Below are 20,013 nucleotides of genomic sequence, written 5' to 3'. Positions count from 1 at the left end.
AGCGTAATGTTCATTATGTTTCCGGTTCCGGATGAATTCCCGGAAACCACGCAGTGCGGTGCGTGTGCCCACCTCACTCCTCAACCATCCCTGTCCGCCTGCGACTTCACGCCGTTCTGAAACGCGTGGCCCACAGCAGGCGCCGACATCCACGACCGGCGGACCGTGCCGCTCTCCGGCAGGTCCGTCCCGCGCCAGAACGGCAAGAGCACATGGCCACACATCACATGTTCGACCTCGACTGGACCCCCGAAGCCGTCGTCTTCGACTGCGACGGCACACTGGTGGACTCCGAACAGCACTGGCAGCAGGCCCGGATCAGCGTCCTGCGGGACTTCGGCTGCGAACCCGGCCCGGACTTCACGGAGCGCGCGAAGGGACTGCACTACACCGAGTGCGGCGCCCTCATGGCAGGCGTCGCCGGGAGACCGGAGGCCGCCGGGGAGATGACCGAGCGGCTGCTGACGACCTTCCGCACCCTCGTCGCGCGCGAGCCCGTGGCCGCGCGCGGAGCCAAGGGGCTGGTGACGATCCTGAGCCGGGTCGCACCGCTGGCCGTGGCCAGCAACTGCCCCGCGGACGTGGTGGAGTTCTCCCTGGAGGCGGTGGGCTTACGGCACCACTTCCGGCACATCGTCGTGCCCGACGAGGAGGTGCGCCCCAAGCCGCACCCCGGCACCTACACGGAGGCCGTGCGCCGCCTGGGTGTGAACGAGGGCAACACCCTGGCGGTGGAGGACTCGGTCAGCGGGCTGAGGGCCGCGGTGGGCGCCGGCCTGAAGGTGGTCGGGGTGGGACCGCGGCCGGGCCCCGAGGCCGCCGCCCTCGCCGACCTGTGGGTGGGCACTCTGGACAACGCGGGCCTGATGGGGTGGGCGGCCAGCCGTCCCAGGACCGTCCGGCGCACGACCGGCATCCCCGGCACGGCACCGGCCCGCCCGTCGGTTCCGCCCCCGGGCGGATCCTCCAGGACCGACACGCCGTCCGCCCCCTGAGACCCGTACCGCCCGCGGTGCTCCACACCCACGCCGACAGCCACCGCGGGCGGTGCAGACGCCTGCACGGTCCCGTCCGGCGCGGGCGATGCGGACGGCTCACGCCGCGGGACGTCTCACACTCCCGGTCGGCGCGGGCGGTGTGCACGCCTCACACTGCGGCCGGCGTGCTTTGTTCGACCAGGGCCTCCATGGAGAGCCCCAGCACACGGGCCAGTGCGGCGACGGTGAAGAAGGCCGGGGTCGGGGCGCGGCCCGTCTCGATCTTGCGCAGCGTCTCGGCCGAGATGCCCGCGCTCGCCGCGACCTGCGCCATGCTGCGGTCGCCGCGCGCCGCGCGCAGCAGACGGCCGAGCCGCTCGCCGCGCTCGCGCTCCTCAGGGGTCAGGGGTGTGCGCACCATACGGGCATCCTACCGTGATTCAAATACCGGTATAGTAATTGGCATGGTGGAACTGAAGACCGACACGTCGATCGACGCGATGTACGAGGCCGGCCAGGTCGTGGCGCGGGCCCTGACCGCCGCGGGCAAGGCCGCCGGCGTGGGAGTGTCCCTGCTGGAACTGGACGAGGTGGCCCGCGACGTCCTGCGGGAGGCGGGCGCGACCTCGCCGTTCCTCGGCTACCGGCCGTCCTTCGCCCCGACCCCGTTCCCCGCGGTGCTCTGCGCCTCGGTGAACGACGCGATCGTGCACGGGATCCCCACGAAATACCGGCTGCGCGACGGCGACCTCCTCTCCCTGGACTTCGGCGCGAAGCTCGGCGGCTGGGTCGGCGACTCGGCGATCAGCCTCGTCGTCGGCCGGCCGCGCCCCGCGGACCTGCGGCTGATCGAGACCGCCGAGCGGGCGCTCGCCGCGGGCATCGAGGCGGCCGTGGTCGGCAACCGCATCGGCGACATCGCCCACGCCATCGGCTCGGTGTGCCGCGGGGCGGGCTACGGCATCCCGGACGGGTTCGGTGGCCACGGCATCGGCCGCCAGATGCACGAGGACCCCGGCGTCCCGAACGAGGGCCGGCCGGGCCGGGGCCTGCCCCTGCGCCACGGCATGGTCCTCGCCATCGAGCCCATGCTGATCGCCGGCGGCACGGACGGCTACCACGAGGCCCCGGACGGCTGGACCCTGCGCACGAACGACGGCACCCGCGCGGCCCACGCGGAACACACGGTGGCGATCACGAACGCGGGCCCCCGCATCCTCACGGAACGGTGAGCGGAGGCGGTGAAGGCCCGCGAAAACAACCCGCCGATCCCGAGCTCACAGGCGCTCTGAACATGCCCCAGGAACCGGACCATGCCATCGTGGCATGAAACGCCCCCCACCCGGTTACCCGGCGGGAGCCACTGTCAGCGAGGGAACGGACAGCGATGACCAGCGGCTTCAACGGCCCGGAGGGCGACCGCGACCGCGACCCCTTCGGTGAACTCTTCGCCCGCTTCTTCGGCGGACCGCACCCCGGCCCCCGGCACATAGACATCGGCCGGCTGCTGAGCCAGCCCGCCCGGGAACTGGTGCGGGGCGCGGCGATGTACGCCGCGGAGCACGGCAGCCGGGATCTGGACACCGAGCACCTGCTGCGGGCCGCGCTCTCCACCGAGCCCACCCGCAGTCTGCTCAGCCGGTCCGGTGCGGACCCCGACTCGCTCGCGACCCAGATCGACGAGCGGGCCGGCCCCGCACAGCACCCGCCGGGCGAGGCCCCGCCGCCGACCTCCCTCTCGCTCACCCCGGCCGTCAAACGGGCCTTCCTCGACGCGCACGACATGGCGCGGGCCAGCGGCGCCGGTTACATCGGCCCGGAGCACGTGCTCAGCGCGCTCGCCGCGAACCCCGACTCGGCGGCCGGGCACATCCTGAACGCGGCCCGGTTCGCCTCCTCCGGCCGGCCTCCCGAGACCCCGGAGGCCGCCGCGCCGCCCGGGACGGAGCGACAGCGGTCCACCTCGACGCCGACCCTGGACAAGTACGGGAGCGATCTGACCGAGCTGGCCCGGCAGGGGCGCATCGACCCGGTGATCGGGCGGGAGCAGGAGATCGAGCAGACCATCGAGGTGCTCTCCCGGCGGGGCAAGAACAACCCGGTGCTCATCGGCGACGCGGGCGTCGGCAAGACCGCCATCGTGGAGGGTCTGGCGCAGCGGATCGCCGACGGGGACGTGCCCGACATCCTGATCGGCCGCCGGGTGGTGGCCCTGGACCTGACGGGCGTCGTCGCGGGCACCCGGTACCGGGGCGACTTCGAGGAACGCCTGAACAACATCGTCACCGAGATCCGCACCAACTCCGAGCGGCTGATCGTCTTCATCGACGAGCTGCACACCGTCGTCGGCGCCGGTGCGGGCGGCGAGGGCGGCGCGATGGACGCGGGCAACATCCTCAAGCCCGCCCTCTCCCGCGGCGAACTGCACATCGTCGGCGCGACGACGCTGGAGGAGTTCCGGCGGATCGAGAAGGACGCTGCGCTGGCCCGCCGGTTCCAGCCGATCCTGGTGCCCGAGCCGTCCGCCGCGGACGCGCTGGAGATCCTGCGCGGGCTGCGCGACCGCTACGAGGCCCACCACCAGGTGCGCTACACCGACGAGGCGCTGACGGCCGCCGTGGACCTGTCCGACCGCCATCTGACGGAACGCCGTCTGCCGGACAAGGCGATCGACCTGATCGACCAGGCCGGTGCCCGGGTGAAGCTCCGGGCACGCACCAAGGGCACCGACGTACGGGCCATGGAACGCGAGGTCGAGCAGCTCACCCTGGACAAGGACCAGGCGGTCGCGGACGAACAGTACGAGCGGGCGACGGAGTTGCGTGACCGGATCACCGAGCTGAAGCAGCGGATCGGCGAGGCCGGCGGGGACGGCGAGGCCGACGAGGGCCAGCATCTGGAGGTCACCGCGGAGGCCATCGCCGAGGTGGTGTCGCGGCAGACGGGCATCCCCGTCAGCAGCCTCACCCAGGAGGAGAAGGAGCGTCTGCTCGGCCTGGAACTGCACCTGCACCGGCGGGTCGTCGGCCAGGAGGAGGCCGTGAGCGCGGTCTCGGAGGCGGTGCTGCGCTCGCGCGCCGGGCTGGCCAGCCCGGACCGGCCGATCGGCAGCTTCCTCTTCCTCGGCCCCACCGGTGTCGGCAAGACCGAGCTGGCCCGCGCGCTGGCCGAGGTCCTGTTCTCCAGCGAGGACCGCATGGTCCGCCTGGACATGAGCGAGTACCAGGAGCGGCACACCGTCAGCCGCCTGGTGGGCGCCCCGCCCGGCTACGTCGGTCACGAGGAGGCCGGCCAGCTCACCGAGGTGGTGCGCCGGCATCCGTACTCGCTGTTGCTGCTCGACGAGGTGGAGAAGGCGCATCCGGACGTCTTCAACATCCTGCTCCAGGTGCTCGACGACGGGCGGCTCACCGACTCCCAGGGCCGTACGGTGAACTTCACGCACACCGTCATCGTGATGACCAGCAACCTCGGTTCGGAGGCGATCACGCGGCGCGGGGCCGGCATCGGGTTCGGCGCGGGCGGCGCGGAGGCGGACGAGGAGGCGCGGCGCGAGCAGATCCTCAGGCCGCTGCGGGAGCACTTCCGGCCGGAGTTCCTCAACCGGATCGACGAGATCGTCGTCTTCCGCCAGCTGACCGCCGAGCAGTTGCGGCAGATCACCGACCTGCTGCTGGAGAAGACGCGCCGGCTGCTGCACGCGCAGGGCGTGACGGTGGAGTTCACCGAGGCGGCCGTGGACTGGCTGGCCCGGCGCGGTCACCAGCCCGAGTACGGCGCCCGTCCGCTGCGCCGCACCATCCAGCGCGAGGTGGAGAACCAGCTCTCCCGGCTGCTGCTGGCCGGCCGGGTCCGCGAGGGCGGGCGCGTGGTGGTGGACGCGAAGGACGACCGGCTCACGTTCGACGCCCAGAACAAGGAGGAGCCGCCGTCTTCACCGCCCTCGCCGCCCTCGTCGGCGGAATGAGCGCGGGGGAACCGCCGGGGCCCGCCGTCCCTTTCGGGAGGCGGGCCCCGGCGTGTGACCGTTCAGGGTGACGGATTCACCACCATCGCCGAGCCGCCGCCCCGGCGCACCTTCTCCGCGGCGGCCAGCCACCTGCCGTCGGGCAGGCTCTGGATGCCCGTGGCGGCGCCGATCTCCGGGTTGAGTTTGAAGGAGTGGCCGATCGCCTCCAACTGTTTCCTCGACACGCTGTCGTAGAGGGCGGGTTCGAGTTCGGTCTGAGCGGCGTTGCGCTGGCTGGCACGCGGTGCGGCGATCGCGTCGACCAGGGACAGATGCCGGTCGAGGAACCCGGTCAGGGTCTGCAGCACGGTGGTGATGATGGTCGCCCCGCCCGGTGAACCGAGCGCCACCACCGGCCGGTCGAGGCGGTCCAGCACGATCGTCGGTGAGATGGACGAGCGCGGCCGCTTGCCCGGACCGGGCAGGTTCGGGTCGTGCACGGCCGGGTTGGCCGGGGTGAAGGAGAAGTCGGTCAGCTCGTTGTTGAGCAGGAAGCCCCGGCCGGGCACCGTGATGCCGCTGCCGCCGGTCTGCTCGATGGTCAGGGTGTAGGCGACGACGTTGCCCCACCGGTCGGCGACCGTCAGGTGGGTGGTGTTCTCGCCCTCGTACGTCGTCGGCGCGGCCGTGCCGCCGCGGGAGCAGGCCGCGGGGTTGCGCGGGTCGCCGGGTGCGAGCGGGCTGGTGAGGACCGCGTCGTCCTTGATCAGGCAGGCGCGGGAGTCGGCGAACTTCTGCGACAGCAGTTCCTTCGTGGGCACGTTCTCGAAGGCGGGGTCGCCGACCCAGCGCCCGCGGTCGGCGAAGGCGATGCGGCTCGCCTCGATGTAGTGGTGCAGGTACTGGAACTCGCTCGCCGTGGCGAGGTCCGTACGCTGAAGGATGTTGAGCGCCTCGCCGACGGTCGTGCCGCCGGAGGAGGAGGGCGCGATGGAGAACACCCGCAGACCGCGGTACGAAGTCCGTGTGGGCGCCTGGAGCTTGGCGCGGTAGGCCGCGAGGTCCTTGGTGGACAACTTGCCCGGACGGGCGTTCCAGCCCGACTTGGGGTCCACGGGCGGGTGGTTGACGGTCCTGACGATGTCCTTGCCGAGGTCGCCCTGGTAGATCGCGCCGACGCCCTTGGCGCCCAACTGCTGGTAGGTGCGGGCGAGGTCGGGGTTCTTCAGGGTCGAGCCGACCGCCGGCGGCTTCCCGCCGGGCAGGAACAGCTTGGCGGTGTCGGGGAAGTAGCGGAAGCGGGTCTCGTTGGCGGCGGTCTGCGAGCGGAAGGTCTCGTCGACGGTGAATCCGTCGCGGGCGAGCTTCTCGGCCGGCTTCAGGACGGCGCCCAGGCGTTTGGTGCCCCACTGGTCCAGCGCCGTCTGCCAGGTGGCGGGCGTGCCCGGGGTGCCGACGCTCAGACCGCTGCTGACGGCGTCGTCGAAGGCGAGCGGCTTGCCGTTCTCCACGAAGAGGTTCGAGTCGGCGGTCAGCGGGGCGGTCTCGCGGCCGTCGATGGTGTGCACCGTGCGGGAGCGGGCGTCGTAGTAGACGAAGTAGCCGCCTCCGCCGATGCCGGCGGAGTAGGGCTCGGTGACGCCGAGGGCGGCGGCGGTGGCGACGGCCGCGTCCACGGCGTTGCCGCCCTGCTTGAGCACCTCGATACCGGCGGCGGAGGCGTCCACGTCGACGCTGGCCACGGCGCCGCCGTAGCCGGCCGCCACGGGGACCTTCTGGACCGGTCTCGGCTTCGCCTTCTGCGGGGCGGTGGGCGGGGCCGCGGCGCCCACCGACACCACGGCGGCCGAGACCGCCAGGACCGCCAGTTTCCGTGCGACAGGGCGACGCATCCGCACCTCCACGCTCGTTGTGGTTCGGTTGCCTGAACGTTCGCGCAGCCTAATTCATTGCCATGCTCTCGTCAGGGTGGCAGGGCCAGTCGAGTGTCGAACAAAGGTGCGCCGGACCGGCTACCATGCGCGGCCATGAACGACGACGTGCGCAACATCGTCCTGGGCGTGGCCGCGACCGCGGTCAGCGCCGCGTTCGGCTGGCTGGCCCGCACCTATCTGTGGCGGCGCAAGCTGCGCCGCAAGCAGGCCTTCCTCGGGCTGCCCGACCACGCCGAGTCGCTGCTGGTGGTCAACCGCGACCCGGCGACGGCGGAACTCGCGGTGCACCGGTTCGACGTGTTCGCCCTGCTCGAACTCGCCGCCCTGATCAAGAGCTGCGGGGCGAACGCCCAGATGGTCACCCAGGACACGGTCCATCAGGGATTCGGTGAGCGCACGGAGTTCTGCGTGGGAGGCCCGGGGTCGAATCGGCGGATGATCGCACACATGGCGGCCATGCTGCCGGGCGTGCGGGTGAACACCGACCGGAAGCCCGGCCGCGACCGATGCGCCTTCCAGATCGGCACCGAGCACTACCGCATGGACCCGGGCGTCACGGAGTACGTACTGCTGGCCCGTCTCACCGCCGGTGAGCGCAGCGGCACCCGGCCGGTGTTCCTGTTCTGCGGCCAGCGCGCGATCGACAACCAGGCCGGGACCCGCTATCTGGCCCGCAACCACGAGCGGCTGGCCCGCAAGTACGGCAGCGGCTCCTTCGTGCTGCTGCTGAAGGTGGTCAACTCCGAGGCCTACGGCCCGGACGTGGTCGAACTCGTCGCGGACGTGACCCGGGCGGCGCGGGCCCCTCTGCCGGAGCCGGAAGCCGAGCCGTCAACAAGCGTTACCAGCACGTAACTTACGACGGCGCGCACGGAGGCCGTTCGGCGTGGATCCGGGGCGAGGGCGAGGGAGAAGGGCGAGCACAACCCGTCCGGCGCGCAGCTGACCTTCTCCTCGCGGGCGGACGGTCCGTCATATCGGTCCGTCCTGCCGCGCGAGCAGTGATCTCCGGCTGCCGCCGGCCGGGTATGGCTCTCTGTGACCTGCTGCCCCCTACGATCGAGGGGCCGCCGTGGGGGTGCCTCACCCGGCAGCAGCGTCCCCGTCCCGGTGACGGTGGGCCGAGGCGCCATCATCACTAGGACGAGCGGAACATCGTAGTCGAGGTCCGGCCCGCCGGTCCCGGCGGTGTGCGGAAACGCCCTTCGGCGGCCCCGGCGCCCCGCTCGTCCGGGCGCTCAGACCTCCGCGATCTCCGCGTAGAGCTGGGAGAGTTCGGGCGCACCGGCGCCGGCCCAGTCGTGCCCGGCGGTCACCACGTCGATCTCGCGTCCGGAGGCAAGCCGGACGACCGGACGGCCGCCGGGGCCGATCTCCCAGCCGGCGCCGGGGACGGTCCGTACGACGACCGTGCCCAGGTACAGACCGACGTCGTTGCCGAGCCGGGTCAGGGTCTCCTCGTCGTCGCGCCAGCGCGGCAGCAACTGGTCCAGCGCCTCAAGGGAGGCGGCCGAGTCGTCGAGCCGCAGGCCCGTGCCGGACACCTGGGAACGCAACAGCTCGCACTCGGAGAGGAGTTGGGCGAGGGCCGCCCGGCTCTCGGATCCCGCGGATCCCTCGGAGAACGCCACGGCACCGAAGGACGAGTCCCGCCTTTTGCGCCACCTGTCCAGGAAAGGGATGTCCATGGCCCCAGGGTGACATCCGCACCCCCGGTCGCACCACAGGCGCGCGCACCTGCCGGGGCCGGTCGCGGCACGAGAGGCCCTAGTGCTGTGACCGGAAAGGTTCACCGGCTCGCGACGCCCGGCAAACCTTTCCGGTCACAGCACTAGACGTCGAGGTCCACCACCACGGGGGCGTGATCGGACGCGCCCTTGCCCTTGCGCTCCTCGCGGTCGACGTAGGCGTCGGTGACCCCCTTCGCGAAGGGCTCGTTGCCGTACACCAGGTCGATGCGCATGCCGCGGTTCTTGGGGAAGCAGAGCTGGCGGTAGTCCCAGTACGTGAACGGCTGGTCGTACTTCAGCGGCCGGGGGACGACGTCCGAGAGGCCGACCTCGCGCAGGGCGGTCAGGGCGGCGCGCTCGGCCGGGGTGACGTGGGTGGAGCCCTCGAAGGCGGCGCGGTCGTAGACGTCGTCGTCCGTCGGCGCGACGTTGTAGTCGCCGAGGACGGCGAAGGGGCGGCTGCCGCCCGCGTCGCCGGCGACGGCCGCCCTGAGGGCCTCGAACCACTGGATCTTGTAGGCGTAGTGCGGGTGGTCCACCTCGCGGCCGTTGGGCACGTACACCGACCAGACGCGGATCGGTCCGCAGGTCGCCGAGATGGCCCGGGGCTCCTCCACGCCCTCGTAGCCGGGGTCGCCGGGCAGACCGCGGACCACGTCGTCGAGGCCTACGCGGGAGAGCACCGCCACGCCGTTCCACCGGCCGGTGGCGTGGACCGCCGCCTCGTAGCCCAGTTCGCGGAGCTGGTCGAACGGGAACTGCTCCTCGGCGACCTTGGCCTCCTGGAGGCACAGCACGTCCGTACCACTGCTCTCCAGCCAGGCCAGCAGCCTGGGCAGTCGGGCGGTGATCGAGTTCACGTTCCAGGTCGCGATGCGCATGCCTCACAACCTACCGGGCACCACTGACAACACCCTCGGCCCGGGGCCGGGGCCGAGGCCGGGGCCGGGGGCTGGGGCTGGGGACCGGGGCCAGGGGCCGGGGCGAGAGGCCAGGGGGCCAGGAGCCGGAGCCAGGAACCGGGGGTGAAAATCCGGGGCCAGGGCCGGGGCCAGAATCCGAGGCGAGGGCCCGGTGTGAGGAGCCGGGGCGAGGGCCAGGGCCCGGGGGACGGGGGCCGGGAGTCTGGGCCAGGAGCCGGGGGCGAGAGTCCAGGGCCAGCGGCCGGGGCCAGGAGCCGGGGGCGAGGGCCAGGGGTCCGGAGCCGGGAGCCTCGGGGACCAGAGGCCGGGGCCCGGGGGGGTGAGGGCCCGCGGCCAGGGACCCGGGGCGAGAGGCCAGGGGGCCAGGAGCCCGAGCCAGGAACCGGGGGTGAAAATCCGGGGCCAGGGCCGGGGCCAGAACCTGAGGCGAGGAGCCGGCGCCAAGCGCCAGGGCCCGGGGGCCGGGGCCCGGGGGCCGGGGGCCAGGGGCCGGGGCCCGGGAGCCGGGGGCCAGGGGCCAGGGGCCAGGGGCCGGGGCCCGGGGGCCAGGGGCCGGGGCCCGGGGGCCGGGGCCAGGGGGCCAGGGGCCGGGGCCCGGGGGCCAGGGGCCGGGGCCCGGGGGCCAGGGGCCGGGGCGAGGGCTCAGGGGGCCGGGGCCGGGAGTCCCGGGGGCCGGAGGCCGGGGCCCGGGGTGAGGGCCCGCGGGCAGGGACCCGGGGCGGGAGGTGGCTCAGAGCTCTGCTGTTGTTCCCGGGGTCAGCCGTAGGTGTTCCGCGCCGCCCAGGGTGCCGATCTGGTGGTCGTAGATCGGGCGGGCCAGGTCGGTGAGGAGGGCGTCGTGGATGTCGTAGGTACGCTGCGGCCCGACCTCGCGGACGTAGTCGATCACCTCGGAGATCTTGTTCCAGGGCGCCATCACCGGCAGCATCAGCGTCTCGACCGGGACCTCGGGCACGGTGAGCGCGTCGCCCGGATGGAAGACGCGGCCGCCGTCGACGAGGTAGCCGACGTTGGTGATGCGCGGGATGTCCGGGTGGATCACCGCGTGCAGCTCGCCGTGGACCTGCACGTCGAAGCCCGCGGCGGTGAAGGTGTCGCCGTGGCCGACGGTGTGGACGCGGCCCGGGAAGGCGGCGGCAATCTGCTCCGCGACGGACTTCAGGGTCCAGATCTCGGCGCCGGGACGGGACTCCAGGGCGGCGCGCAGACGGCCCTCGTCGAAATGGTCGGCGTGCTCGTGGGTGACCAGGATCGCGTCCGCGCCGGACGCGGCGTCCTGCTCGCTGAAACCGCCGGGGTCGATGACGAGCGTCTGCCCGTCCTTCTCCAGGCGTACGCAGGCGTGCGCCATCTTCGTGAGTCTCATGCACCCAGCCTGGGCCACCCGTGCGCCGGGCGCGCGGGTGGCCCGGACGGGGCGCTGGGCGGCGGCCCGCGACCGCACCCGGCGCCCGGCCGCGGGATCACGCCCCGACCGATCACGCCGTGAGCGATCACTCCGCGAGCGTGGTCTCCTCGCGTATGACCTGCTGGGCGACCCGGAAGGCGGCGCCCGCGGCGGGAATCCCGCAGTACACCGCGGTCTGCAGCAGCACCTCCTTGATCTCGTCCGGAGTCAGGCCGGTGCGCAGCGCGGCCCGGGTGTGGGCGGCGACGTCCTGGAGCTGGCCGCCCGCGACCAGGGCGGTGAGGGCGACGCAGCTTCGGGTGCGCCGGTCGAGGCCGGGCCGGTCCCAGATCTCGCCCCAGGCGTAGCGGGTCAGGAACTCCTGGAAGTCCCCGGAGAAGTCCTCCGCCTCGGTGAGTGCCCCGTCCACGTACGCGTCGCCCAGCACCTCGCGGCGGATCTTCAGACCGGAGTCGTACCGGTCCGGCCCGCCCGTCGCCTCGGCCGGTACGGGCGCCGGGGCGATCTCGGCGATGGGCGCGTTCTGCGGGGGCGGGGCGAGCACCGGCTTGGCCGGGGGGCCGACGATCGCCATGTGTCCGGTGGTCGATTCGAAACCGGGGTGCCAGGCGCTGGAGAAGTGACGCACCAGCAGGTCGGTCACGGCGACGGGCTGCTCCACCGGCACCAGGTGGGAGGCGCCGGGCACGACGGCCAGGCGGGCGTCGCGTATGCCGGCGACCAGGGTGCGTGCCTGGGCGGGGCCGGTGACCTGGTCGTCGGAGCCGACCAGGACCAGCGTGGGAACGCCGATGCGGCCGAGGTCGGCGCGGGCGTCGAACACGGCCAGGGCCTCGCAGGCGGCGATGTAACAGCCGGGGTCGGTGGTGCGCACCATCTGCACGGCCCACTCGGTGATCGCGGGCTGTGCGGCGGCGAAACCGGTGGTGAACCAGCGTTCCGGGGAGGTGCGGGCGATGGGGTCGAGCCCGTTCGTCCGGACGATCACCCCGCGCTGCCGGAACTCGTCGGCGGTGCCGAACCGCGGCGAGGTGGCGATCAGGGCGAGGGAGGCGAGGCGCTCCGGGTGGCGCAGCGCCAGTTCGATGCCGATCGCGCCGCCAAGCGCGCACCCGGCGTAGCCGAAGCGCTGCACCCCCAGCCCGTCCAGGGTGGCCAGCAGACGGGTGACCAGGTCGGAGACCGAGTCGGCGGGGTACGCGGGTGCTCCCCCGTGTCCCGGCAGATCGAACCGGAACACACGCCACTGCTTCGTGAGCTCCGGGACCTGCCGGTCCCACATGTGCCATGTGGTACCCAGCGAGGGCCCCAGGATCAGGACAGGTGCGTCTTCTGGCCCGTCAAAGCGGTATTGCAGGGTGTTCGGTGGTGTCTCGCTCACCCGTCAGACCCTCTCATCTCTCACGACTTCCCCCATGCCGGGGTTATGGCTGTGTGGGCCCGACCAGGTGGGCGACCTCCCGGGCAGCGTAGCGTTCGAGGCAATGACGCCGTGTCCGGACCGATGCCCACCACCGTGAGCAGCTGCGGAGCGTGGCGTTCCACGAGCCGGGCGAGGCGGCCGTCGAAGTCCTGGTGGATCACGCCGTCCCGCTCTCCAGGTACCGTCAGGGTATGAGTCATCCACACCCCGAGCTGAAAGCCGCCCCGCCTCTTCCCGAAGGAGGGCTGCGGGTCATCGCCCTGGGCGGCCTGGGTGAGATCGGCCGCAACATGACCGTCTTCGAGCACGCAGGCAAACTGCTCATCGTCGACTGCGGCGTGCTCTTCCCCGAGGAGACCCAGCCCGGCGTGGACGTGATCCTGCCGGACTTCACCTCGATCCGGGACCGGCTGGACGATGTCGTGGCCGTGGTACTCACCCACGGCCACGAGGACCACATCGGCGGCATGCCGTATCTGCTGCGTGAGCGGTCCGACATTCCCGTCGTCGGCTCCAAGCTGACGCTGGCGTTCCTGGAGGCCAAGCTCAAGGAACACGGCATCCGGCCGCGCGCGGTGCGGGTGCGGGAGGGCGACCGGCGTGGCTTCGGGCCCTTTGACTGCGAGTTCGTAGCGGTCAACCACTCCATCCCCGACAGCCTCGCGGTCGCGATCCGCACCCGGGCCGGGATGGTGCTGCACACCGGCGACTTCAAGATGGACCAGTTCCCTCTCGACGACCGCATCACCGATCTGCGCGCCTTCGCCCGCCTCGGCGAGGAGGGCGTGGACCTGTTCCTCACGGACTCCACCAACGCCGAAGTACCCGGCTTCACCACCTCCGAGCGAGAGCTGAACCCGGCGATCGAGCAGGTGATGCGCACCGCGCCGCGCCGGGTCATCGTCTCCAGCTTCGCCAGCCACGTGCACCGCATCCAGCAGGTCCTGGACGCCGCCCACCAGCACGGCCGCAAGGTCGCCTTCGTCGGCCGGTCGATGGTCCGCAACATGGGCATCGCCCGTGACCTGGGCTATCTGAAGGTCCCCTCCGGTCTGGTCGTGAGCACGAAGGAGCTGGAGAAGCTCCCGGACCACAAGATCACTCTGGTGTGCACCGGCTCCCAGGGCGAACCGATGGCCGCGCTGTCACGGATGGCCAACCGCGACCACGTGATCCGCATCGGCAAGGGCGACACCGTCCTGCTCGCCAGCTCCCTCATCCCCGGCAACGAGAACGCCATCTACCGGGTGATCAACGGACTCACCCGGTGGGGCGCCCACGTGGTCCACAAGGGCAACGCCAAGGTGCACGTCTCCGGGCATGCCAGCGCCGGCGAACTCGTCTACTGCTACAACATCGTCAAGCCCCGCAACGTCATGCCCGTGCACGGCGAATGGCGCCACCTGCGGGCCAACGGCGACCTCGCCATCCGTACCGGTGTCGACCCCGAACGGGTCATCATCGCCGAGGACGGCGTCGTCGTCGACCTGGTCGACGGGCGCGCGTCCATCACCGGCAAGGTCCCCGCCGGCAACGTCTACGTGGACGGCATGGAAGTCGGCGGCGCCACCGAAGCGTCCCTCAAGGACCGCCTCACCCTCGCCGCCGAAGGCGTGGTCACGGTGGTGGCGATCGTCGACGCGGACACCGGCGCCCTCGCGGAGGCCCCCGACTTCCTGGCCCGGGGCTTCGTCCACGACGACGCCACCTTCGAGCCGGTCATCCCCGTCATCGAGAAGACCCTGGCCACCGCGGCCGAGGAAGGTGTCGGGGACGCGCGCCAACTCGAGCAACTCGTCGCCCGCGCCGTGGCGAACTGGGCGTTCCGCACCCACCGCCGTCGGCCCCTCATCATCCCCGTCATCATCGACGCCTGAGCCGCAGCCCGGCAGCCCGGTCCCCGACGTTTCGAACCGAAGTCGCACCGGCCCCGGCCTCCACAGGATCAGGGGCCGCGCAGCCATTGCTGCGCGGCCCCTGATCCTGTGCACCCCCGGCACGAGAGCAGGCGCCTTCGTCCGGGTGGGCGGCTCGACTCGCACGGGCGGCGGCCACCGGACGCGGCCCTGCGCGATCCCTCGCGCAGGGCTGCGAGATCAGGCCAGGTTGATGTTCTCGGCCTGCGGGCCCTTCTGGCCCTGGGTGACGTCGAACGTCACGCTCTGGCCCTCCTGGAGCTCACGGAAGCCCGACGAGTTGATCGCGGAGTAGTGCGCGAAGACATCCGGGCCGCCGCCGTCCTGGGCGATGAAGCCGAAGCCCTTCTCCGCGTTGAACCACTTCACAGTTCCCGTTGCCATGTCTTATGCCTTCCAGTCGATGAAGCCTCCCACTACCTGTGGGAGGCGGAGGTGATCGCCCTGGTCCCTGCGGCACAGCACAGCAAAACGCCCACACCAAAGGCGCGGGGCAGGAGAGAATTCCGAACCACGACAGCTGACGCAGACGCTACACGTCCGCACACCGCGTCACCATAGGAAATCATCACGCCTCACACCGAGACCGTGCGCGCGGTGCCCGCCGACGCTGACGGGCACGCTCATCTCATGCTTCTGCCGTTGGGTTCGCTGATTCGGCGGCGCGGCGATATTCGGCGTTGAGGCGCTGGGCTTCCTCGAGCTGGTCTTCGAGGATGACGATCCGGCAGGCAGCCTCGATGGGGGTACCCCGGTCGACGAGTTCCCGGGCGCGGGCGGCGATGCGCAGTTGGTAGCGGGAATAGCGGCGGTGGCCGCCTGCGGAGCGGAGTGGGGTGATGAGGCGGGCTTCGCCGATGGCGCGAAGGAAGCCCTGCGTGGTGCCGAGCATCTCGGCGGCCCGGCCCATGGTGTAGGCGGGGTAATCGTCGTCATCGAGACGGCCGAACGTGTCGTCTGCTGTCATTGCACCTCTCTGTGGAACGCGTGGAGGGGCCCTGGCGCCGTCCGGCACCAGGGCCCCGAAGGAACTACTACACCATCTGCCGGCCCTGATACTGCACCGGCCCTCTGTTTCCGCAGACCCGAACGAGACGCTGTCGGGGGCGCGGGGATCGCGGTTGCTTGACCGGAGACCACCTCACTGTCGATGTCCTGCGGTACCCGGGTCCTGGACTTCCACCCGGGCGATCCTGATGGCGCTCGGCTCCTCCGTTCTTCCCTCTTGACCAACTACTCACTAACGGAAACTGCGAACTGCTGGTACCGCAACCTGCTGGTGGCCTCGAACAGCGCCACTTGGGTACTGCGAACTTTCACTTACGGGTACTGCCACTGCGGTACTGCTCATGGCGGCCCCTGATCACTGCGGGCCACCCGGTCCGGTCGTCAGTCCCGTCACCGTCCTGCAACCGCTCTGGCTTCGGAACTCCACCACCGCACCGTTCTGCGAACTGCAACTGCGGTATTGCTGCCCGGCAGTTCATCTCTGCCGGACCTCGCATGATCTCGGCTACGAGAGAAACCATAACCACACCGCCACCCAATGTCTACTCTGGCTGGCATAGATTTCCGTGCGCTCGAAGATGAGGTAATCCGCCTCGACCGGTCCATGGGTGGTTCAAGCGCAGCACATCGGGCTGAGCGTGACGTCGCCGACTGCGCCGCGGCTACCGTCGGCGGGCATCCGGCCAACACTGCGTCTCGCGAAGAACACCACCGACCGGGTCGGACGCTTCCAGCCGTGACGCCCAGCAGGTCGGCCGTTGACGGGCGCGGCACGAGGGTCTGCGCCGCCCTCGACGATCCCGGGATGATCGAGCAGCTCGCGGAAGTGTGCACGCGGGTGCCGCGGTGGAAGCACGGGCTCACGGCAGCAGGTGGGCACAGGGTTGGGCAGGCACGGGCAGGGCATGGCCGATCCAGAGGCCAGGGTCACCCTGATGATCACGGTGATTGCCGGCGCCGCAGCCGTCCGTTCCGCAACGGCCGTTGCCGACGTACGCCATACGGCACGAGCCTTCCTCGAAGGGTTGCGGCAGCCGGCCGTGGCCCCTGACGCGGGGGCCACAGTTGTCTTGATCGTGTCCGAGCTCGTCACCAATGCCCTGCACCACGGCGGGGGCCGCTGCGCACTGCAACTGACTGCGCACCCCGACGCCATCGAGGTGGCCGGTCCACGACGGCAGTCGACATGCGCCGCGCATGGCCGGCGAATGCGGTCCGCCTCATGTCGCAGCCCGACGAGCTGCTCGTTGACGTCGCCGCCCTGGTGGAGTCCGACCAGAGCAATCAGAGTCGCTGACCGTGGTCACCGGTGGCGCTGTCATCACCGGTCGACTGGCTCTCGCGGCCACGCGGAGGCAGTGGGTGTCGGATGTGCTGACGGATTCCGCCCGCTTGGGCGAGTTCGCCGCCGTCTTCGACTCCCCCGCGAAGAAGGACGGGCCGCCCACGCATCCGCACTTCCATGTCGCCCGGATCCTGCAGGGCACACTGGGGATCCCGCGCTGGATGTACCGGGTCGCGATCGAGGACGTCAGCGCCTGGACCGGGGTCGACTTCAGCTATTCCGACCACTGAGCGACGGCGACGGGAACCCGCTGCGCGCAGTGTGGGCCCGACCGGCGTACCGGTCGGGCCCACACTGCTGGTCAGATGTCGGCTCGTGCCTGTTTACCCGGTCAGACCGTCACGGGGGTGCCGAGCATCGCGGAGGCGTGCTGCAGCGAGCCGGGGATGTCCGAAGGCGCGGCCTCGGGGAGGGCGCGGCAGGTGAAGCCGAGTCGAGTCATGGCCCGGAGGACTTCGGCGGCGCTGAAGTCACGGCGGTCCTGGCGGGTGATGACTTGGCCGACTTGCTTGACGGGGTAGTGCCGGCGGCCGATGATCACCGATTCTCCGGTGACCGGTTCGGGCTTGATGCCCTTCATCGATTCCAGCACTCCGCCCTTGGTGAGCTCGAAGGGGAAGCGGGCGATGACGCAGCGCATGTGGCCTCACAGGGAGAAGGGAAGAACGGTCCGACCAGGGGCGAGGCGTTTCAGCGGGAGAGGGCGAGGATGCCCGGGGCGCTGCCTTGCTCGTCTACGACTCGCAGAGCACCGAGCCGACGGGAGCGCATCGTGTGCTCGGCTTCGCCGTCGTGGTCACGGGTGAGGTGGCCGATCCTTGGTCGCCGAGGATGTCGCGCAGGCGGACGCGGTCCGTGTGAGCGCCGCCGTCACGGACGGCGGTGAGGTCGGTTCGGGTCACCAGGCCGATGCGCTGGTCGTCCTGATCGCAGACGACCAGTCGGCCCGTGCGCGCGGCGGTCATGACGGCCAGCGCCACCTCGACGCTCATGTCGTCACAGACCTGCGGTCCGGCCGCGTCCATGACCTCCACCGCCGTCCTGTGCACGGGGTTGGCGTCCGCCGAGCGGGGCTGCATCTGAATCAGCGTCAAAAGGTACCTCCTGCAGAGATGGGTCAACTTCCTGATCATGAAGGTTCTAGGCCACCGCGTCGAGGACGGGCTGGCGTACGGGGGCGCGCCGGGTCGCCGAAGAGGGGCGGCGTCGGCCTCGGTAGGAGGCGCTGCGCTTGGGGCGTTCGACCACCGGTGCGGGGATGACGACCGGGATGCCGGACGGGGCCTGGGCTCCGGTGATCCGGCTCAGGGCCTCGTCTCCCGAGCGGATCTGGGTGGTCTGCGGCCTGATTCCGGCGTCCGACATGAGGCGGACCATGCCGCGGCGCTGCTTCGGTGTGACGAGCGTGACGACGCTGCCGGACTCGCCGGCGCGGGCGGTACGGCCGCCGCGGTGGAGGTAGTCCTTGTGGTCGGTCGGCGGATCGACGTTGACGACCAGGTCGAGATTGTCGACGTGGATGCCGCGCGCCGCGACATTGGTTGCCACCAGCACGGTGACGTGCCCTGTCTTGAACTGCGCCAGCGTGCGGGTGCGTTGCGGCTGCGACTTGCCGCCGTGCAGCGCGGCGGCGCGTACCCCGCTGTTGAGCAGGTCCTGGGTCAGCCGGTCGACGGCGTGCTTGGTGTCCAGGAACATGATCACGCGGCCGTCGCGGGCGGCGATCTCGGTCGTGGCGGCGTGCTTGTCGGCGCCATGGACGAGCAGGACGTGGTGCTCCATCGTCGTGACCGCACCGGCCGACGGGTCGACCGTATGCACGACGGGATCGGTCAGATAGCGGCGAACCAGCAGGTCGACGTTACGGTCCAAGGTGGCGGAGAACAGCATCCGCTGCCCCTCCGGACGCACCTGGTCGAGCAACGCGGTGACCTGTGGCATGAAACCCATGTCGGCCATCTGGTCGGCCTCGTCCAGCACCGTGATGCCCACGTGGTTCAGCCTGCAGTCGCCACGGTCGATGAGGTCCTTGAGCCGTCCGGGCGTCGCGACGACGACCTCGGCCCCGCCGCGCAGCGCGCCGGCCTGCCGGCCGATCGACATCCCGCCGACCACCGTGGCCAGCCGCAGCCTGACGGAACGGGCGTACGGTGTGAGCGCGTGGGTCACCTGCTGTGCCAATTCACGCGTCGGTACGAGGATCAGCCCCAGCGGCTGGCGGGGTTCAGCACGCTGTCCAGCGGTACGGGCGAGCAGGGCCAGACCGAAGGCGAGGGTCTTGCCGGAACCGGTGCGCCCGCGGCCCAGCACGTCACGGCCTGCCAAGGAGTTCGGCAGCGTCGCTCCCTGGATCGGGAACGGTGCGGTCACACCCTGCTTGCCGAGTTCGGTGAGCAGGTGCTCGGGCATGTCGAGATCGGCGAAGCCCTCAACGGGGGGCAGCGCGGGGGTGATCGTCCTGGGCAGCGCGAACTCACCTTGCGCTGCGGCTGGCCGGCGGCCGTGACCGCCGGAACGGGCAGGGCCGCCGGAACGGCGCGGTGCCTGCGAGCCCATGCGACTGCCGCCCTTTCCGGCGTCGGCACTGCCGTGACGGGAGCGGTCGAAGCGGTCGTTCGTACGTGTGCGGTTCATGCGGAACCTTCCTCGATGTGGCGCATATCAAGGAATTCCCGCAGTAATGAGCGGCATGGAGAATTACAAGTATGGACCGGTGGCAAAAGAAAACACAGATTTGGGTCGGCGAAAATATCCCGGACACAGGTGCTGAAATGTTGACGCGATGGGGACGTAAGATCCGGGCGTCGGTTGCGGCGCAGCTCTTCAGTACGCTCCTGCATCACTGAAGAAGGAGCCGCGCATGGTGAGACTGCGGATTCCTCCGAGCCGTCCCGCAAGTGAAACCGCTGCGGGAGATGCGTGCAGCTGGGGCCCGCACCCCGAAGGATGCGGGCCCCAGCTACAAATTGTGCGTCAGCGTCAGGCCGGAACGATGTTCTCGGCCGTCGGGCCCTTCTGGCCCTGCGCGATGTCGAAGGTTACCTTCTGGCCTTCGAGCAGCTCACGGAAGCCCTGCGCCGCGATGTTCGAGTAGTGCGCGAACACGTCAGCGCCGCCACCGTCCTGCTCGATGAAGCCGAAGCCCTTTTCCGCATTGAACCACTTCACGGTACCAGTAGCCATGTCATATCTCCTTCGGGGCAGTACATCGGAATCCGCACTGCGCGGACGCCATGTCGCCGCGATGATTACCCCGCCCGGAAATGACCGGAAATACAGAAGCGCTCCCAACCGAAAGAACCGGTGGAGCACTTGAAGTTTCGGGAACCACAACTGCAACTGAGATAGACAGTAGCACACTGGAACGGCCCGTGCACATTACGCAATTCCGCTCCACTCA

Annotated in this window: 16 protein-coding genes and 2 pseudogenes; 6 read left to right on the top strand and 12 right to left on the bottom strand. The window is 70.8% G+C overall.

What is annotated here, in order from left to right; all coding sequences use genetic code 11:
• The first annotated feature begins 212 nt into the window (after positions 1–212).
• On the top strand, positions 213–995 hold the full coding sequence (locus tag CG719_RS01175; RefSeq protein WP_100566542.1) for an HAD family hydrolase: 783 nt from the start codon (positions 213–215) through the stop codon (positions 993–995).
• Between the two features lie 151 nt (positions 996–1,146).
• Here the strand turns inward: CG719_RS01175 and CG719_RS01170 are convergent, their stop codons facing one another.
• Positions 1,147–1,398, bottom strand: coding sequence for a helix-turn-helix domain-containing protein (locus CG719_RS01170; protein WP_100566541.1), 252 nt, complete (start codon positions 1,396–1,398; stop codon positions 1,147–1,149).
• 43 nt (positions 1,399–1,441) lie between these two features.
• Here CG719_RS01170 and map point away from each other — a divergent pair, with 43 nt between their 5' ends.
• Both map and CG719_RS01160 read left to right on the top strand, forming a co-directional pair.
• Positions 1,442–2,209, top strand: a complete 768-nt coding sequence (map, locus tag CG719_RS01165; protein ID WP_100566540.1) for a type I methionyl aminopeptidase — start codon at positions 1,442–1,444, stop codon at positions 2,207–2,209.
• Between the two features lie 155 nt (positions 2,210–2,364).
• On the top strand, positions 2,365–4,944 hold the full coding sequence (locus CG719_RS01160; protein WP_100566539.1) for an ATP-dependent Clp protease ATP-binding subunit: 2,580 nt from the start codon (positions 2,365–2,367) through the stop codon (positions 4,942–4,944).
• 62 nt (positions 4,945–5,006) lie between these two features.
• Here the strand turns inward: CG719_RS01160 and ggt are convergent, their stop codons facing one another.
• A complete protein-coding gene (gene ggt, locus CG719_RS01155; RefSeq protein ID WP_100566538.1) occupies positions 5,007–6,818 on the bottom strand; it encodes a gamma-glutamyltransferase in 1,812 nt (603 codons plus the stop codon).
• A gap of 135 nt (positions 6,819–6,953) precedes the next feature.
• Between ggt and CG719_RS01150 the strand changes: the two genes are divergently transcribed.
• On the top strand, positions 6,954–7,715 hold the full coding sequence (locus CG719_RS01150) for a hypothetical protein (RefSeq protein ID WP_100566537.1): 762 nt from the start codon (positions 6,954–6,956) through the stop codon (positions 7,713–7,715).
• A gap of 383 nt (positions 7,716–8,098) precedes the next feature.
• Here the strand turns inward: CG719_RS01150 and CG719_RS01145 are convergent, their stop codons facing one another.
• The 4 genes from CG719_RS01145 to pcaDC all read right to left on the bottom strand — a co-directional run bounded on the left by CG719_RS01145 (position 8,099) and on the right by pcaDC (position 12,302).
• On the bottom strand, positions 8,099–8,548 hold the full coding sequence (locus CG719_RS01145; protein ID WP_100566536.1) for a DUF6278 family protein: 450 nt from the start codon (positions 8,546–8,548) through the stop codon (positions 8,099–8,101).
• A 143-nt stretch (positions 8,549–8,691) separates the two neighbouring features.
• A complete protein-coding gene (locus tag CG719_RS01140) occupies positions 8,692–9,471 on the bottom strand; it encodes an exodeoxyribonuclease III (protein WP_100566535.1) in 780 nt (259 codons plus the stop codon).
• Positions 9,472–10,243: 772 nt separating this feature from the next.
• Complete coding sequence (locus CG719_RS01135) at positions 10,244–10,879, bottom strand: MBL fold metallo-hydrolase (protein ID WP_100566534.1); 636 nt, start codon at positions 10,877–10,879, stop codon at positions 10,244–10,246.
• A 127-nt stretch (positions 10,880–11,006) separates the two neighbouring features.
• Positions 11,007–12,302, bottom strand: coding sequence for a bifunctional 3-oxoadipate enol-lactonase/4-carboxymuconolactone decarboxylase PcaDC (gene pcaDC, locus CG719_RS01130; protein WP_100566533.1), 1,296 nt, complete (start codon positions 12,300–12,302; stop codon positions 11,007–11,009).
• Positions 12,303–12,535: 233 nt separating this feature from the next.
• Here pcaDC and CG719_RS01120 point away from each other — a divergent pair, with 233 nt between their 5' ends.
• A complete protein-coding gene (locus CG719_RS01120; RefSeq protein WP_100566532.1) occupies positions 12,536–14,221 on the top strand; it encodes a ribonuclease J in 1,686 nt (561 codons plus the stop codon).
• 219 nt (positions 14,222–14,440) lie between these two features.
• On the opposite strand, the gene CG719_RS01115 is transcribed toward CG719_RS01120, so the two are convergent.
• Both CG719_RS01115 and CG719_RS01110 read right to left on the bottom strand, forming a co-directional pair.
• Complete coding sequence (locus CG719_RS01115; protein WP_093471494.1) at positions 14,441–14,644, bottom strand: cold-shock protein; 204 nt, start codon at positions 14,642–14,644, stop codon at positions 14,441–14,443.
• A 244-nt stretch (positions 14,645–14,888) separates the two neighbouring features.
• Positions 14,889–15,227 (bottom strand): MerR family transcriptional regulator, encoded by a 339-nt coding sequence (locus CG719_RS01110; protein ID WP_100566531.1) that lies wholly within the window; start codon positions 15,225–15,227, stop codon positions 14,889–14,891.
• A 1,263-nt stretch (positions 15,228–16,490) separates the two neighbouring features.
• On the opposite strand from CG719_RS01110, the pseudogene CG719_RS01095 reads away from it, so the two are divergent.
• A pseudogene (locus CG719_RS01095) lies at positions 16,491–16,843 on the top strand (hypothetical protein).
• Between the two features lie 101 nt (positions 16,844–16,944).
• Here CG719_RS01095 and CG719_RS01090 read toward each other — a convergent pair.
• From CG719_RS01090 to CG719_RS01075, 4 genes and pseudogenes are all read right to left on the bottom strand, one after another.
• Positions 16,945–17,253, bottom strand: a complete 309-nt coding sequence (locus tag CG719_RS01090) for an SCO5918 family protein (protein WP_100566529.1) — start codon at positions 17,251–17,253, stop codon at positions 16,945–16,947.
• 50 nt (positions 17,254–17,303) lie between these two features.
• Positions 17,304–17,707: pseudogene (locus tag CG719_RS01085) on the bottom strand (CBS domain-containing protein).
• Positions 17,708–17,753: 46 nt separating this feature from the next.
• Entirely contained in the window at positions 17,754–19,247 is a 1,494-nt protein-coding gene (locus tag CG719_RS01080) for a DEAD/DEAH box helicase (protein WP_100566528.1), read from the bottom strand.
• A gap of 345 nt (positions 19,248–19,592) precedes the next feature.
• Positions 19,593–19,796: a cold-shock protein gene (locus tag CG719_RS01075; RefSeq protein ID WP_006136369.1), complete on the bottom strand. Its 204-nt coding sequence runs from the start codon at positions 19,794–19,796 to the stop codon at positions 19,593–19,595.
• Positions 19,797–20,013: the final 217 nt, after the last annotated feature.

Source organism: Streptomyces sp. CB01373 (genome assembly GCF_002803075.1).
GTDB lineage: Bacteria > Actinomycetota > Actinomycetes > Streptomycetales > Streptomycetaceae > Streptomyces.
This window is presented reverse-complemented; position numbering and strand designations above follow the sequence as displayed.

Excerpts from the sequence above, each read along its gene's own strand:
- CG719_RS01160 (WP_100566539.1), top strand. The coding sequence starts at position 2,365 with ATGACCAGCGGCTTCAACGGCCCGGAGGGCGACCGCGACCGCGACCCC.
- CG719_RS01115 (WP_093471494.1), bottom strand. The coding sequence starts at position 14,644 with ATGGCAACGGGAACTGTGAAGTGGTTCAACGCGGAGAAGGGCTTCGGC.
- CG719_RS01075 (WP_006136369.1), bottom strand. The coding sequence starts at position 19,796 with ATGGCTACTGGTACCGTGAAGTGGTTCAATGCGGAAAAGGGCTTCGGC.
- ggt (WP_100566538.1), bottom strand. The coding sequence starts at position 6,818 with ATGCGTCGCCCTGTCGCACGGAAACTGGCGGTCCTGGCGGTCTCGGCC.
- CG719_RS01175 (WP_100566542.1), top strand. The coding sequence starts at position 213 with ATGGCCACACATCACATGTTCGACCTCGACTGGACCCCCGAAGCCGTC.
- CG719_RS01170 (WP_100566541.1), bottom strand. The coding sequence starts at position 1,398 with ATGGTGCGCACACCCCTGACCCCTGAGGAGCGCGAGCGCGGCGAGCGG.
- CG719_RS01120 (WP_100566532.1), top strand. The coding sequence starts at position 12,536 with ATGAGTCATCCACACCCCGAGCTGAAAGCCGCCCCGCCTCTTCCCGAA.
- CG719_RS01110 (WP_100566531.1), bottom strand. The coding sequence starts at position 15,227 with ATGACAGCAGACGACACGTTCGGCCGTCTCGATGACGACGATTACCCC.
- CG719_RS01135 (WP_100566534.1), bottom strand. The coding sequence starts at position 10,879 with ATGAGACTCACGAAGATGGCGCACGCCTGCGTACGCCTGGAGAAGGAC.
- map (WP_100566540.1), top strand. The coding sequence starts at position 1,442 with ATGGTGGAACTGAAGACCGACACGTCGATCGACGCGATGTACGAGGCC.
- CG719_RS01145 (WP_100566536.1), bottom strand. The coding sequence starts at position 8,548 with ATGGACATCCCTTTCCTGGACAGGTGGCGCAAAAGGCGGGACTCGTCC.
- CG719_RS01150 (WP_100566537.1), top strand. The coding sequence starts at position 6,954 with ATGAACGACGACGTGCGCAACATCGTCCTGGGCGTGGCCGCGACCGCG.
- CG719_RS01080 (WP_100566528.1), bottom strand. The coding sequence starts at position 19,247 with ATGAACCGCACACGTACGAACGACCGCTTCGACCGCTCCCGTCACGGC.
- CG719_RS01090 (WP_100566529.1), bottom strand. The coding sequence starts at position 17,253 with ATGCGCTGCGTCATCGCCCGCTTCCCCTTCGAGCTCACCAAGGGCGGA.
- CG719_RS01140 (WP_100566535.1), bottom strand. The coding sequence starts at position 9,471 with ATGCGCATCGCGACCTGGAACGTGAACTCGATCACCGCCCGACTGCCC.